The 14,091-nt window shown below is 62.7% G+C and carries 12 protein-coding genes; 6 read left to right on the top strand and 6 right to left on the bottom strand.

What is annotated here, in order from left to right; translation table 11 throughout:
- The first annotated feature begins 4 nt into the window (after window positions 1–4).
- From HX814_RS01630 to HX814_RS01610, 5 genes are read left to right on the top strand one after another with little or no spacing between them, the layout of a single operon-like run.
- The gene (locus HX814_RS01630; RefSeq protein WP_003218540.1) at window positions 5–937 is read left to right on the top strand and encodes a DUF58 domain-containing protein; all 933 of its coding nucleotides are present in this window, start codon (window positions 5–7) and stop codon (window positions 935–937) included.
- Window positions 934–1,428 carry a DUF4381 domain-containing protein gene (locus HX814_RS01625; protein WP_003218539.1) on the top strand — a complete coding sequence of 165 codons (495 nt, stop codon included), beginning with the start codon at window positions 934–936 and terminating at the stop codon, window positions 1,426–1,428. The genes HX814_RS01630 and HX814_RS01625 overlap by 4 nt, the downstream gene beginning before the upstream one ends.
- Complete coding sequence (locus HX814_RS01620) at window positions 1,421–2,509, top strand: VWA domain-containing protein (RefSeq protein WP_008433043.1); 1,089 nt, start codon at window positions 1,421–1,423, stop codon at window positions 2,507–2,509. The genes HX814_RS01625 and HX814_RS01620 overlap by 8 nt, the downstream gene beginning before the upstream one ends.
- Window positions 2,506–4,248 (top strand): tetratricopeptide repeat protein, encoded by a 1,743-nt coding sequence (locus HX814_RS01615; RefSeq protein WP_177008209.1) that lies wholly within the window; start codon window positions 2,506–2,508, stop codon window positions 4,246–4,248. The genes HX814_RS01620 and HX814_RS01615 overlap by 4 nt, the downstream gene beginning before the upstream one ends.
- Window positions 4,245–5,885 (top strand): BatD family protein, encoded by a 1,641-nt coding sequence (locus HX814_RS01610; protein ID WP_177008210.1) that lies wholly within the window; start codon window positions 4,245–4,247, stop codon window positions 5,883–5,885. Before HX814_RS01615 ends, HX814_RS01610 begins: the two co-directional genes overlap by 4 nt.
- 140 nt (window positions 5,886–6,025) lie before the next feature.
- On the opposite strand, the gene HX814_RS01605 is transcribed toward HX814_RS01610, so the two are convergent.
- Genes HX814_RS01605 through HX814_RS01580 form a run of 6 tightly spaced genes read right to left on the bottom strand, consistent with a single transcriptional unit; the run spans window position 6,026 to window position 11,952 of the window.
- The gene (locus tag HX814_RS01605) at window positions 6,026–7,768 is read right to left on the bottom strand and encodes an ABC transporter substrate-binding protein (protein ID WP_003218534.1); all 1,743 of its coding nucleotides are present in this window, start codon (window positions 7,766–7,768) and stop codon (window positions 6,026–6,028) included.
- A gap of 35 nt (window positions 7,769–7,803) precedes the next feature.
- Window positions 7,804–8,076: a DUF2160 domain-containing protein gene (locus tag HX814_RS01600; RefSeq protein WP_003218532.1), complete on the bottom strand. Its 273-nt coding sequence runs from the start codon at window positions 8,074–8,076 to the stop codon at window positions 7,804–7,806.
- Between the two features lie 10 nt (window positions 8,077–8,086).
- A complete protein-coding gene (locus HX814_RS01595) occupies window positions 8,087–8,887 on the bottom strand; it encodes a carbohydrate ABC transporter permease (protein WP_003218530.1) in 801 nt (266 codons plus the stop codon).
- Between the two features lie 10 nt (window positions 8,888–8,897).
- Window positions 8,898–9,764, bottom strand: a complete 867-nt coding sequence (locus HX814_RS01590) for a carbohydrate ABC transporter permease (RefSeq protein WP_003218527.1) — start codon at window positions 9,762–9,764, stop codon at window positions 8,898–8,900.
- A complete protein-coding gene (locus HX814_RS01585) occupies window positions 9,761–10,858 on the bottom strand; it encodes an ABC transporter ATP-binding protein (RefSeq protein WP_102369282.1) in 1,098 nt (365 codons plus the stop codon). The genes HX814_RS01590 and HX814_RS01585 overlap by 4 nt, the downstream gene beginning before the upstream one ends.
- Window positions 10,858–11,952 (bottom strand): ABC transporter ATP-binding protein, encoded by a 1,095-nt coding sequence (locus HX814_RS01580; protein WP_003218524.1) that lies wholly within the window; start codon window positions 11,950–11,952, stop codon window positions 10,858–10,860. The genes HX814_RS01585 and HX814_RS01580 overlap by 1 nt, the downstream gene beginning before the upstream one ends.
- A 237-nt stretch (window positions 11,953–12,189) precedes the next feature.
- Here HX814_RS01580 and HX814_RS01575 point away from each other — a divergent pair, with 237 nt between their 5' ends.
- Window positions 12,190–14,016 carry a sigma-54-dependent Fis family transcriptional regulator gene (locus tag HX814_RS01575; RefSeq protein WP_177008211.1) on the top strand — a complete coding sequence of 609 codons (1,827 nt, stop codon included), beginning with the start codon at window positions 12,190–12,192 and terminating at the stop codon, window positions 14,014–14,016.
- The last annotated feature ends 75 nt before the right edge of the window (window positions 14,017–14,091 follow it).

Here is a 14,091-nt window from a genome sequence, read left to right as displayed (position 1 = left end):
GCCTATGAACGCTGGCGATGGAACCCGTGTCACCCTGAGCGAATTGATCGAGATGCGTCATCGCGTGCGGGAAGTGCAGCTGTTTTCCACGCCGAGCCAGCGCAGCCCGCTGATCGGCCTGCACCACTCGAAACTGCGCGGGCGCGGGGTCGACTTCGACCAGGTGCGGGTGTATCAGGCCGGCGACGATGTGCGCACCATCGACTGGCGCGTCACTGCACGCACCCAGGAGCCACACACCAAGCTGTTTCATGAAGAGCGCGAACGGCCGATCTTCATCATGGTGGAGCAAAGCTGCCGGCTGTTTTTCGGCTCGGGGCAGATGTTCAAGTCGGTGCTGGCGGCTCAGGCGGCGAGCCTGATCGGCTGGGCGGCGCTGGGCCATAACGACCGGGTCGGCGGGCTGGTGTTCGGTGACAGCGAGCACTACGAAATCAAACCCCGGCGCAGCAAGCAAAGCCTGCTGCAATTGCTCAACCGGTTGGTACGGGTCAACCAGAGCCTCAACACCGAACGCCGCCCCGAAGCCGACGCCCTCGGCATGGCCTTGCGCCGAGCCCGGGAAGTATTGCGCCCGGGCAGCCTGGTGATTGTGATCTGTGACGAGCGCGCCCTGACCGAAGGCGCCGAGCAACAGTTGAGCCTGCTGTCACGGCATTGCGACCTGCTGCTGTTGCCGGTTTCCGACCCGCTGGACCACGCCCTGCCCGCCGCCGGCCTGCTGCGCTTCGCCGAGCGCGGCGCACAGCTGGAGCTGGACACCCTGAATTTTGATCTGCGCCAGGCCTACAAGGCCCAGGCCGAAGCCCGCAGCGCACGCTGGGAACTGCTCGCGCAAAAGCTGCGGGTGCTGTTGATGCCCTTGAGTACCCAGGGTGAAATGGTCGAGCAACTGCGCGAATACCTGAACCCGCAACGCCCGGTTAAAAAGCAATGAGCAGCCTCGACCAACTGCAACCCCTGATTGCCCCGCCAGTGATCGGCTTCTGGCCGCCGGCGCCGGGTTGGTGGCTGTTGCTGCTGATCATCCCGTTGGCGGGCTGGGGCCTGTGGTGGCTGCGCCGTTTCCTGCCAGCCAAGCGCCCATTGGCCCGTGCCGAACAACCCCTGGACCCGCTGCGCATCGCCGCCCTCGCCGAACTGGCGCTGATGCCCAAACCCTACGACGGCGCACCGGCCGGTGCCTGGCTGCAACAACTCAACGGCCTGCTCAAGCGCCTGTGCCGCAACGACTACCCCTACAGCCAGAGCCACACCCTCAACGGCCGCAAGTGGCTGGCGTTCCTCGACAACCGTTGCCCCGCCGCCGGCCTGACCCGCTGGATGGTGCTGGTGGAAGGCGCCTACAAGCCCGAATGCAAACTCGACGACAAGGCCATCGCCGGGCTGACCCAGGCCGTCGACACCTGGATTCGCAAACATGTTTGAGTTCGCCTGGCCGTGGATCTTTGCCCTGTTGCCATTGCCCTGGTTGCTGCGCCTCATCCTGCCGGTGGCCGACAGCGGCGAACCGGCGCTGAAAGTCAGCTTCCTCAGCGACCTCGAAGGCCTGGCCCGCCGCCGCGCGCGGGTCAACCTGCCGGGATGGCGCCAGCAAGCACCGTTTGTGTTCCTGTGGCTGCTGCTGTTGACCGCCGCCGCCCGCCCGGAATGGTTGGGCGAACCCTTGCCGATTGCAGCCAGCGGCCGCGACTTGCTGGTGGCGGTGGACGTTTCCGGCTCGATGGACTTCCCCGACATGCAATGGCAAGACGAAGACGTCAGCCGCCTGAGCCTGGTCAAGCACCTGCTGGGAGATTTCCTGGAGGGCCGCGAAGGTGATCGCGTGGGATTGATCCTGTTCGGCAGCCAGGCCTATCTGCAAGCGCCGCTGACCTTTGACCGGCGCACCGTGCGCACCTGGCTGGATGAGGCACGGATTGGCATCGCCGGTAAAAACACCGCGATTGGCGACGCCATCGGCCTGGCCCTCAAGCGCCTGCGCCAGCGTCCGGCGCAAAGCCGGGTGCTGATCCTGGTCACCGACGGCGCCAACAATGCCGGCGAAATCGACCCGCTGACCGCCGCCCGCCTGGCCGCCGAAGAAGGGGTGAAAATCTACCCGATCGGCATCGGCGCAGACCCCGAGCAAACCGGCTCCCTGGGCATCCTCGGCGTCAACCCGAGCCTCGACCTCGACGAACCGGCCCTCAAGGCCATCGCCGAGGCCACCGGCGGCCGCTACTTCCGCGCCCGCGACGGCAACGAACTGCTGAAGATCAAGGAAACCCTCGACCAGCTCGAACCCGTGGCCCAGCAACCCACCCAGGCCCGCCCCGCCCAGGCGCTGTACAGCGCGCCGCTGGCGTTGGCGCTGATCCTCAGCATGCTGCTGGTGATCCAGGAACGCTGGCCGGATAACGCCCTGCAACGCCTGTTCAGCAAACTCTCAAGCAAGGGCCGTTTCCTGCAACCCAATCCTGAATGGCGTGAACGCCTCAAACGCTTGCGTTTGCGGAGGCGTCGATGATCGCCCTGTGGCCGCACTGGTTCCGTCCCTGGTGGCTGTTGCTGCTGCCGCTGCTCGGCTGGTTGCTGTGGCAGTTGTGGCACCGCCAGAAACGCGCCGGGCGCTGGCAGATGATTCTGCCGCCGGCGTTCCATGCCGCGCTGCTCAGCGGCGGCAGTGGCCGCGAAAGCAAGTCGCCATGGGTGGTGCTCGGCATCGCCTGGCTGCTGGCCGTGCTGGCGTTGCTGGGGCCGAGCTGGGAACGCGTCGAACAGTCCAGCCAGAAGCCCGCCGACCCGCTGGTGGTGCTGCTGGAACTGACCCCGGAAATGCTCGCCACCGACAGCCCGCCCAGCCGCCTCGAACAGGCACGGCGCAAGCTGTTCGACCTGCTTCAGGCCCGCAGCGATGCGCAGACTGCCATCGTGGTCTACGCCGGCAGCGCGCACACGCTGGTGCCGCTGTCCGACGACCTGGCCACCAGCCATAACCTGCTCGAAGCCCTGCGCCCCTCGATCATGCCCGAGCCCGGCCACCGCGCAGACCTGGCGGTGGAAAAAGCCCTGAGCCTGCTCAAGCATGGCGGCCTCGGCCAGGGCCGACTGCTGCTGATCGGATCGTCCCTGTCCAAGCAGGAGCGCCAGGGCATCCGCCTGCAGTTGCAAGGCAACCAGGCGCCGAGCTTGTCGATCCTCGGCATTGGCAGCCGCGAAGGCACGCCGGTGACCCAGGAAAGCGGCGAGTTCCTCAAGGACGCCCAGGGCGCGATCCTCGTGCCGCGCCTGGACAGCCCGACCCTCAAGGCCTTCGCCAGCGAAATGGGCGGCCTCTACCGCCAGGCACGCCTGGACGACAAGGACCTGCGCCACCTCGGGATGCTGGACGGCCCGCAAAGCCTGCGCAATGACGGCCAACTGCTGCACCTCGACACCTGGGCCGACCAGGGTTACTGGCTGCTCTTACCGCTATTGCTGCTGGCCGCCTGCGCCGGGCGCCGTGGCTGGCTGTTCTTCCTGCCGTTGCTGCTGTTGGGCGCGCCGCAGCCCAGCTATGCCTTCGACTTCCAGGACCTGTGGCTGCGCCCCGACCAACAGGGCCAACTGCTGCTGAAGAAAAAACGCCCAGCCGAAGCAGCCGAACATTTCGAAGACCCGCAATGGCAAGGCGTCGCACTGTATGAAGCGGGCAACTATGCCGAAGCCGCCAAGCGGTTTGCCGAAGGCAGCGACGCCTACTCCCACTACAATCGAGGCAATGCCCTGGCCAAAAGCGGCGAGCTGGAAGCGGCGATCGATGCCTACGAACAAGCCCTCGAAGCCCAGCCAGACTTGCAGCCGGCGCTGAAGAACAAGGCGCTGGTGGAAAGCCTGATGCAACAGGAACCGGAAAAAACCGAGCCGGCCAAGCCTGCAAAAAACGAGGATGACGAAACCACCCAACCCGGCCAGACTGCGCAACCGGGCGCCAGCAGCCAGACCGCCACCGGTGGCGAGCAGACGTCCCAAGGCCAGGGCCAGCCCGGCGCGACCGACACGCAAACCGGGGCCACGCCCCACGCCGGCAGCAACGAGGTACCCGGCAGCGAGTTGGGTGATGAACAAACCACCACCCCGCCCCTGCGCCCGGTCGACGGCACGCTTGAAGGCGAGCAGCGCCAGGCCCTGGAACAATGGCTGCGGCAGATCCCGGACAACCCCGGCGAGCTGCTGCGACGCAAATTCTGGTACGAACAGCAACAACATCAGGACAAGACTCGATGAACCGCTGCACCGCCTTTCTTCTCACCCTCGCGTTGTGGGCCAGCCAGGCCCAGGCCGCCGGCCTGGTGGCCAGTGTCGACCGCAGCCGCATCAATTCCGGGGAGACGGTGGAACTGACGGTGGAATCCAACGACGTCACGCTGTTCGGCAAACCGGACCTGGCGCCGCTGGACCCGCTGTTTGAAGTGAGCGGCACGCGCCAGATCAACCAGCTCACCACCCTGGGTGGCGATAACCATGCCACAACCCGCTGGATCATCACCTTGCTGCCCAAGGAGAACGGCACCGTGGTGATTCCGCCGTTGCAGATCGGCGAACTCAAGACCCAGCCGATCACCCTGCAGGTGGTGGAAACCGTCAGCCAGAACACCGAGGCTCAACTGGCCCCGGTGTTCATCGAAACCAACCTCGACCAGGACAGCGTCTACGTCCAGGCCCAGGCGTTGCTGACCGTGCGCGTCTACCACTCGGTATCGCTGTATGACGACAGCAGCCTCACGCCGTTGCAGGTCGCCGATACGCGCATCGAGCAGTTGGGCGAGTCGCGCACCTACGAGAAAGTCATCAACGGCATCCGCCACGGTGTGATCGAAACCCGCTATGCCATCTACCCGCAGCACAGCGGCACACTGACCATTCCGACGCAGACGTTCAGCGCCACCCTGGTAGAGCCACGGCCCGCCCAGGACAACAACCCCCAGGGTTCCAAGCCCGGTAAGCTGATTCACGTCAGTTCGCCGGAGCTGTCGTTGACGGTCAAGGCCAAGCCGGCAATGTACCCGGCCGACGCTCCCTGGCTGCCGGCCCGCAGCCTGACCCTCACGGAAAGCTGGAACCCCGAGCCCGATCACGTACAGGTGGGCGACTCCCTGACGCGCAGCCTGACCTTGAAAGCCGAAGGCCTGGCCGGCGCGCAACTGCCACCGCTGGCACTGAGCGACATCCCCGGCCTGCGCCGCTACCCGGACCAGCCGGTGCTGAGCAACCAGAACAACGACCGTGGCCTGATCGGCAGCCGTGAAGACCGCGAAGCGCTGGTGCCCAACCGCGTTGGCGCGCTTGAACTGCCGGCGGTGGAAGTGGTGTGGTGGAACACCCACGAAGACCATCTGGAACGCACCAGCCTGCCGGCGCGCACCCTGCAAGTGGCGACCAACCCGAGCCTGATCGTGGACACGCCGGCCAGCCCGACCGTGATCACCGCGCCGGACAACGACAGCCTGTGGATCTGGCAACTGACCAGCCTGATCCTGGCCTGCACCACCCTGCTGGGCTTCGGTTTGTGGTGGCGTGCACGCTGGCAGCCGGCGATTTTGCGTGCCGCGCAAACCGGCCCGAGCCCGCGTACCTTGCTGGACGACCTCAAGCGGGCGAGCCAGGCGAATGACCCGCAGGCTACGCGTCAGGCGCTGGATGCCTGGGCGCGACAACAGCCGGAGACCCTGGCGGATATGGCGGCGCGGTTTGTGCCGTTGTCGGATGCGCTGGATGGGTTGAACGGCGCGCTGTACAGCGAGAGTGGGCAGTATTGGCAGGGAGAGGAATTGTGGCGGGCGGTGAAGGCGATTCCGATGGCGGAGCGCGAGCAGGACCCTGCAGGGGATAGCACCAGCTTGCCGCCGCTGTATCCCAAATAGCCCCCCTTGCAGAAACACCGCAAACCCAATGTGGGAGCGGGCTTGCTCGCGAAAGCGGTCTGTCAGTCACATATCTGCTGACTGATCTACCGCCTTCGCGAGCAAGCCCGCTCCCACATTTTTGATCTGCGGCGTTTGGGTTACTTGCGCGCCGCCTCCCACGACTTCAGCAACTCGTTATAACTGACCGTCTCACCCTGTGGCTTCTCATTCGCCAGCTTCGGTTTCGGCGCACCCGGCTGGTCAAACCAGTATTGCGCGTCCCGCTCCTCGTTCATTTTCGGCCCGCAAATCGGCTGCACCTTGGAGCGTTCCAGGCGCGTCATGATCGCGTCCTGATCCTTGGCCAACCCGTCCAGCGCCTGCTGCGGCGTCTTCTCTCCGCTGGCCGCCTCCGAAATATGGCTCCACCACAATTGCGCCAACCGTGGATAGTCCGGCACGTTGGTGCCGGTCGGGGTCCACTCCACCCGGGCCGGGCTGCGGTAGAACTCCACCAACCCACCGAGTTTCGGCGCCAGGTCGGTCATGGCCTGGGAGTTGATGTCAGACTCACGAATCGGTGTCAGGCCAACGATGGTTTTCTTCAGCGACACGGTTTTCGAGGTCACGAACTGCGCGTACAGCCAGGCCGCCAGCTTCTGCTTCTCGGGCGTCGACTTGAGGAAGGTCCAGGAACCTACGTCCTGATAGCCCTTCTTCATGCCCTTTTCCCAGTAAGGCCCGACGGGCGATGGCGCCATGCGCCATTTCGGCGTGCCGTCGGCGTTGACCACCGGCAGGCCCGGCTTGGTCATGTCGGCGGTAAACGCGGTGTACCAGAAGATCTGCTGGGCGATGTTGCCCTGGGACGGCACCGGACCGGATTCGGAGAAGGTCATGCCCGCCGCTTCCGGTGGTGCATAGGCTTTCATCCAGTCCACGTATTTCTGCGTGGCATACACCGCCGCCGGGCCGTTGGTGTCGCCACCACGGGTGACGCTGGAGCCCACCGGGTGGCAGTCCTCCACGCGAATGCCCCATTCGTCCACCGGCAAACCGTTGGGCAGGCCCTTGTCGCCGCCACCGGCCATGGAGAACCAGGCATCGGTGAAGCGCCAGCCCAGGGACGGGTCTTTCTTGCCGTAGTCCATGTGCCCGTAGACGCGCTTGCCGTCGATTTCCTTGACGTCTTCGCTGAAGAATTTGGCGATGTCTTCGTAGGCCGACCAGTTCACCGGCACGCCGAGTTCATAGCCGTACTTCTCCTTGAACTTGGCTTTCAGGTCTGCCCGTTCGAACCAGTCGGCGCGGAACCAGTACAGGTTGGCGAACTGCTGGTCGGGCAATTGGTAGATCTTGCCGTCGGGCGCAGTGGTGAACGAAATGCCGATGAAGTCCTTGATGTCCAGGGTGGGTGAAGTGAAGTTCTTGCCTTCGTTGGCCATCAGGTCGGTGATGGATTCTGTCTTGCCATAGCGAAAGTGCGTACCGATCAAGTCGGAATCGTTGACCCAGCCGTCATAGATATTCTTGTCGGACTGCATCTGGGTTTGCAGCTTTTCCACCACGTCGCCTTCCTGCAGCAAGTCGTGAGTCAGCTTGATCCCGGTGATTTCGCTGAAGGCCTTGGCCAGCACCTTGGATTCATACTCGTGGGTGGTGAGGGTTTCCGACACCACGTTGATCTTCATCCCGCGAAACGGCTCCGCGGCCTTGATAAACCACTTCAGCTCTTCAAGCTGCTGGGCTTCGGTGAGGGTCGACGGTTTGAACTCACTGCCGATCCATTTTTTCGCAGCGTCTTCATAAGCATCCGCCCAGGCCGCAGCACTGAGCCCGCTGAGCGCCAGCACGGCCGCCAATGAAATGCTATGTCGCAGCTTATTGTTTTTATCGAACATAGAGACCTCCTGGTTTTGGGGTTCAAAAGGGGCAGCTAGCCCCAACGCATCACAGACAACAGCCACACCAGAGACAGCGCGGACGCCACCCAGATGCTCCAGCCGGTTACGCCGATCACCAACAAATGCAGGTAGGCGCTGCCGAGAAGACCGATAAACAAACGATCACCACGGGTGGTGCTGATCGGTAAAAAGCCGCGCCGGGGGATACTCGGCGAGCGCAATTCCCAGGTCGTCATGCCCACCAGCAGCAGGCCGATCGCGGCAAAGAACAGTGCGGTCGGGGTGGTCCAGGCCATCCATTCCATCATCGACTCCTCAGACCCGGCCCAGGGCAAAGCCCTTGGCCACATGGTTGCGAACGAACCAGATCACCAGCATGCCCGGCAAAATGGTCAACACCCCCGCCGCCGCCAGCACGCCCCAGTCGATGCCGGAGGCTGAAACCGTACGGGTCATCACTGCGGCGATGGGTTTGGCGTTCACCGACGTCAGCGTGCGTGCCAGCAGGAGCTCGACCCAGGAAAACATGAAGCAGAAAAACGCCGTGACGCCGATCCCCGAGCCAATCAGCGGGATGAAGATCTTCACGAAAAACTTGGGGAAGCTGTACCCGTCGATGTAGGCCGTTTCGTCGATTTCCTTGGGCACGCCCGACATGAAACCTTCGAGAATCCACACCGCCAGCGGCACGTTGAACAGGCAATGGGCCAAGGCCACCGCGATATGCGTATCGAACAAGCCAATGGACGAATACAGCTGGAAGAACGGCAGCAAAAACACCGCCGGCGGCGCCATGCGGTTGGTCAGCAACCAGAAGAACAAGTGCTTGTCGCCGAGGAAGCGGTAGCGCGAGAACGCGTAGGCCGCCGGCAGCGCCACGCTCAGGGAAATCACGGTGTTGAGGCTGACGTAGTACAGCGAGTTGAGGTAGCCGGTGTACCAGCTCGGGTCGGTGAAGATCACCTTGTAGTTGGCGAAGGTGAAGTCCTGCGGAAACAGGGTCAGGCCGCCGAGGATTTCGGTGTTGCTCTTGAAGGACATGTTCAGCAGCCAGTAGATCGGCACCAGCAGGAACAGGATGTAGACCAGCAGCGGGATCAGCTTGCGCTTGCTCATGTTGGCGGCCTCAGCGGTTGGCGTCGGAGTGGGTCATGGCGGTGTAGAACAGCCAGGACACCAACAGGATGATCAGGAAGTACACCAGCGAAAACGCCGCCGCCGGGCCCAGGTCGAATTGGCCTACGGCCATTTGGGTAAGCGTCTGGCTGAGGAAGGTGGTGGCGTTCCCTGGCCCGCCGCCCGTCAGCACAAACGGTTCGGTGTAGATCATGAAACTGTCCATGAAGCGCAGCATCACCGCGATCAACAGCACGCTCTTCAGTTTTGGCAGCTGGATATGTCGGAACACCGCCCAGCTGGACGCCCGATCAATCCGCGCCGCCTGGTAGTACACATCCGGGATCGCCCGCAGCCCCGAGAAACACAGCAGCGCCACCAGGGACGTCCAGTGCCACACGTCCATCACCAGCACCGTGACCCAGGCGTCCATGGTGTTGGCGGCGTAGTTGTAGCTGATGCCCATCGCATTGAGCGTGGAACCCATCAGGCCAATGTCGGCACGGCCAAAGATCTGCCAGATGGTGCCGACCACGTTCCACGGAATCAGCAGCGGAATCGCCATCACGATCAACACCAGCGACGACCATCGGCCCTTGGTGGGCATCGTCAGGGCAATCGCGATGCCCAGCGGAATCTCGATCAACAGCACACACGCCGAGTAGATGAACTGACGCAGCAGCGAGTCATGCAGGCGCGGGTCCAGCAGCACCTGTTTGTACCAGTCGGCGCCGACGAAGTAGCGGCTGGATTGGTCGAAGATGTCCTGCACCGAGTAGTTGACCACGGTCATCATCGGGATCACCGCGCTGAAGGCCACCAGCAGGAACACCGGCAATACCAGCCACCAGGCCTTGTTGTTCTGCACCTTGTTCATGGCTGCACCTCCAGCAAGTAGTCATCGGCATACACCATCAGCCACTGCCCCGGAAAGCTGATGGACGCCTGGCCCTCGGGCACCGGTTTGTCTTCGGCCAGGCGCACTTTCAACGGTGCACCATCGAGGTTGAGGGTCATGATCTTGTAGGTGCCGAGGTCTTCCACATGGGTGACTTGCGCCTGTAGCGCGTCGGGATTGTGCTCATCCCACACATGGATAAATTCCGGGCGGATGCCGACCTGCAGCCTTTTGTAAGGCGTTTCGCCAATGCGCTGCTGCAACGCCTCGGGCAACGCCAGATGTGTCCCGGCAAAGCGCACACCGCCCGCCTCTGCCTGCACCTCAATCAGATTCATCCCAGGGCTGCCGATGAAATAGCCGACAAAGGTGTGGCTGGGCCGCTCGAACAACTCCCGGGGCGTGCCGAACTGCACGATCTGCCCGCCATACATCACCGCGATCTTGTCGGCGAAGGTCGAGGCTTCCAGTTGGTCGTGGGTCACGTAGACCATGGTGATGTTGAACTGCTCGTGGATCTGCTTGAGCTTGCGCCGCAGCTTCCATTTCAGGTGCGGGTCGATCACCGTCAGCGGTTCGTCGAACAGGATCGCCGACACGTCATCCCGCACCAGGCCGCGGCCCATGGAGACTTTCTGCTTTTCATCGGCAGTGAGGTTGCGGGCCTTTTTGTCCAGCAGGTTTTGCAGGTCGAGCACCTCGGCAATTTCCTGCACCTTGCTGTGAATTTTCGCCTCGGCCATGCCCTGGTTTCGCAGGGGAAAAGCCAGGTTATCGAACACGGTCATGGTGTCGTACACCACCGGAAACTGGAACACCTGGGCGATGTTGCGTTTTTCCGGGGTCAGTTCGTTGACCACCTTGGCGTCGAACAGCACCTGGCCTTCGGATGGGCTGAGCAGGCCGGAGATGATGTTGAGCAAGGTCGACTTGCCGCAGCCCGACGGCCCCAGCAACGCGTAGGCGCCGCCCTGCTCCCAGACGTGGTTCATCTCGCGAATCGCGTAGTCCTCGGGGCCGTTTGGCTTTGAGCTGTAGCTGTGGGCCAGGTTCTGCAAATGGATCTCGGCCATCAGGCAACCCTCGCGACACGTCGGCCGGGGGCCTGGACCAGCCGTCCCTGGCCATCGAACACAAACAGTTTGTGGGTGGGGATATAGATGCGGATCGGCGCGTCGACGTCGTACTCATGCACGCCGGGCAAATGCAGCACCAGCAGGAAGTGTTCGCTGCGCACATGCAGGAAGGTTTCCGAGCCACTGATCTCGGCGACCTCCACGGTCACGGCCAATTCCAGGTCATCGTCGTTGCTCGGCACCAGGCTGATATGGCTGGGACGCACGCCAAAGCGAAACTCGCCCTCACCGATGGGCCGCAGGTCGACGTTCAGCGGGAAGTGCACGAAGTTGGCGAAGCTCACTTCATTGCCACTGATGCGCCCGGGCATCAGGTTGATCGGCGGCTCGGAAAACAGCTCGGCCGCCAGCACGGTCTGTGGCTGGTGATAGACCTCGGCGGCCTTGCCGCTCTGGATCACCCGGCCCTCATGCAGAATCGTGGTGGTGCCGCCCAGGGCCAGGGCTTCGTTGGGTTCGGTGGTGGCGTAGATGGCGATGGTGTGGCGCGCCTTGAACAGCTCGCGCATTTCCTGGCGCAGTTCTTCGCGCAGTTTGTAGTCCAGGTTCACCAGGGGTTCATCGAACAGAATCAGCTCGGCATCCTTGACCAGCGCCCGGGCCATGGCGGTGCGTTGCTGCTGGCCGCCGGAGAGTTCCAGGGGGTGACGCTGGAGGAATTTCTCGATACGCAGCATTTTCGCGGTTTCGAGGACTTTGCTCTGGATCTGCTCGGCAGAGACTCCGGCCTGGCGCAGCGGCGAGGCGATGTTCTCGAACACGGTCATGGTCGGGTAGTTGATGAACTGCTGATAGACCATCGACACATTGCGCAGGCGCACCGGCTTCTGGGTGACGTCCACGCCATTCATCAGGATGCGCCCGCTGTCAGGCTTGTCCAGGCCGGCCATCAGGCGCATCAGGCTGGTCTTGCCGGAGAGCGTGCGGCCCAGCAATACATTGAAGGAACCGGCTTCGAAACGCAGGTTGGCGTCGTCGATCCAGGTTTGGCCTTCGACAACGCGAGTGACGTGCTCCAGGGTCAATGACATGACACGACCTTTTTATTATTGGAATGGTTCTGGCAGGAGCACAGAGCGAGTTCCGTGCCAACAACCCAAACCTCAGGCCGGTCAACGAGTTAGGCAAAACAGCGATTCGCCTCTGAACAGAAATGAACAGGTCAGGCTGAACAACTGAACAATCGGCGGGTTGACAATGAACAGTTCTGAACAACACTGAACGGGCCTTCCGCACCCCAGAACAACAATAAAGCAAGGGTCACCGCCATGAGCACACCGCTGGCGCACGATGCCATCATCCAGGACTCCTGGCGCCGCTGCCGGGCCTATGGCCTGGATCACCAGAGCACACCGAGCTTCGACCAACTGCCCGCAGACGGCGTCAGCCAGTTGCTGGAAAGCCAGCATTCCCTTGTGCAGACCACCCACCAGGAAGTGCTGCCCTACTACGAAAACATCCTCAGCAATTCCAACTGCCTGATCATGCTTGCCGACAACCAGGGCCAGGTGCTGACTTCGTGGGGCACCCAACGCTTTATCGACCCCAAGCTGGCCCGTGGTTTCAGCGCCGGCGCCAGCTGGATGGAGCGCTCCAGCGGCACCAACGCCATCGGCACCGCCCTGGCCTGTGCCCAGGCAGTGCATATCGAACATGACGAACACTTCCTCAAGGCCAACCGTTTCATGACCGGCTCGGCAGCGCCGATCTTCGATGCGCAGCGGGAAATCATCGCGGTGCTGGATGTGTCCAGCGACAGCTACCTGCCGCCTTCCCACACCCTCGGCATGGTCAAGATGATGAGCCAGACCGTCGAGAACCGGCTGATCCTCAACCTGTTTCGCGGTGAGCATTTCCAGCTGACGTTCAACACCGGGCTGAACAACCTCGACAGCCAGTGGGCCGGGCTGCTGATTTTTGATGAAAGCGGCCAGGTACTGTCAGCCAACCGCCGGGCGGACAACCTGCTGGGCATCAGCCTGTCGCGGGTATTGATCGACAGCCTGTTCAAGGTCTCGCTGCTGGAACTGCTCAACCAGCCCGAAGGCCTGCCCTTCTCGCTGCAAGCCGCCGGGCGCAACCGTTTCCAGTGCCTGCTGAAACGGCCGAAACAGGCGCCAGTGCAGGCTCGCGTGTTCGTGGAAACGAAAAAGCCCCGCGAACCCGGCCCCACGGCCATCAGTCTCAAGACCCTGCACTTCGGCGATGCCCGCGTGGAAAAGGCCGTGCGTCAGGCCGAGCGCCTGCTGGAAAAGGATATTCCGTTGCTGATCCACGGTGAAACAGGTGTCGGCAAGGAAGTGTTCGTCAAAGCCCTGCACCAGGCCAGCTCTCGCAGCCAACAAGCGTTTATCGCGGTCAACTGCGCAGCGATCCCCGCCGAACTGGTGGAGTCGGAACTGTTCGGCTATGAAAAAGGCGCATTCACCGGCGCCAACCAGAAAGGCAGCATCGGGCTGATCCGCAAGGCAGACAAAGGCACGCTGTTCCTCGACGAGATCGGCGACATGCCCCTGCCGACCCAGGCCCGGCTGTTGCGGGTATTGCAGGAACGCTGTGTGCAGCCTGTAGGCAGCAGCGAGTTGTACCCGGTGGATTTGCGGATCATCTCCGCCACCAACCGCTCGCTGCGCGAACAGGTACAGCTCGGGCGTTTTCGCGAAGACCTGTATTACCGCATCGGTGGCCTGACCCTGGAGCTGCCGCCGCTACGGGAGCGCACGGATAAACAGGCGTTGTTCAAGCAGCTGTGGCAACAGCATCGCGAGCCGACGCAGTGGGCCGGGTTGACTAACGAGGTGCTGGCCTTGTTTGAACAGCATCCGTGGCCGGGGAACCTGCGCCAGGTGAGCAGCGTGTTGCAGGTGGCGCTGGCCATGGCGGAAGAGCAGCCGATTCGGGCGGAACATTTGCCGGATGATTTTTTTGTGGATTTGAATGGGGTGGTGCCGGTGTGTGATGCAGTGGATGACAGTCTGGACCTGAATGAGCGACTGAAGGCGGTGGGCGGGAATATCTCTCACCTGGCCAGAGAACTTGGCGTCAGCCGCAATACCCTCTACAAACGCCTGCGACAAAACGGGAATTCTGTGTAGAAACACAATCAAAAATGTGGGAGCGGGCTTGCTCGCGAATGCGGTATATCAGTCGCTGATGCTTTAACTGACAGT

It is taken from the genome of Pseudomonas sp. C8002 (genome assembly GCF_013385765.1).
Taxonomy (GTDB): domain Bacteria; phylum Pseudomonadota; class Gammaproteobacteria; order Pseudomonadales; family Pseudomonadaceae; genus Aquipseudomonas.
The sequence above is the reverse complement of the archived record's forward strand: the minus strand, read 5'-3'. Positions and strand labels throughout refer to the sequence as shown.

Coding starts and splice junctions, on each gene's coding strand:
- HX814_RS01630 (WP_003218540.1), top strand. CDS start 5: ATGAACGCTGGCGATGGAACCCGTGTCACCCTGAGCGAATTGATCGAG.
- HX814_RS01625 (WP_003218539.1), top strand. CDS start 934: ATGAGCAGCCTCGACCAACTGCAACCCCTGATTGCCCCGCCAGTGATC.
- HX814_RS01620 (WP_008433043.1), top strand. CDS start 1,421: ATGTTTGAGTTCGCCTGGCCGTGGATCTTTGCCCTGTTGCCATTGCCC.
- HX814_RS01615 (WP_177008209.1), top strand. CDS start 2,506: ATGATCGCCCTGTGGCCGCACTGGTTCCGTCCCTGGTGGCTGTTGCTG.
- HX814_RS01610 (WP_177008210.1), top strand. CDS start 4,245: ATGAACCGCTGCACCGCCTTTCTTCTCACCCTCGCGTTGTGGGCCAGC.
- HX814_RS01605 (WP_003218534.1), bottom strand. CDS start 7,768: ATGTTCGATAAAAACAATAAGCTGCGACATAGCATTTCATTGGCGGCC.
- HX814_RS01600 (WP_003218532.1), bottom strand. CDS start 8,076: ATGGAATGGATGGCCTGGACCACCCCGACCGCACTGTTCTTTGCCGCG.
- HX814_RS01595 (WP_003218530.1), bottom strand. CDS start 8,887: ATGAGCAAGCGCAAGCTGATCCCGCTGCTGGTCTACATCCTGTTCCTG.
- HX814_RS01590 (WP_003218527.1), bottom strand. CDS start 9,764: ATGAACAAGGTGCAGAACAACAAGGCCTGGTGGCTGGTATTGCCGGTG.
- HX814_RS01585 (WP_102369282.1), bottom strand. CDS start 10,858: ATGGCCGAGATCCATTTGCAGAACCTGGCCCACAGCTACAGCTCAAAG.
- HX814_RS01580 (WP_003218524.1), bottom strand. CDS start 11,952: ATGTCATTGACCCTGGAGCACGTCACTCGCGTTGTCGAAGGCCAAACC.
- HX814_RS01575 (WP_177008211.1), top strand. CDS start 12,190: ATGAGCACACCGCTGGCGCACGATGCCATCATCCAGGACTCCTGGCGC.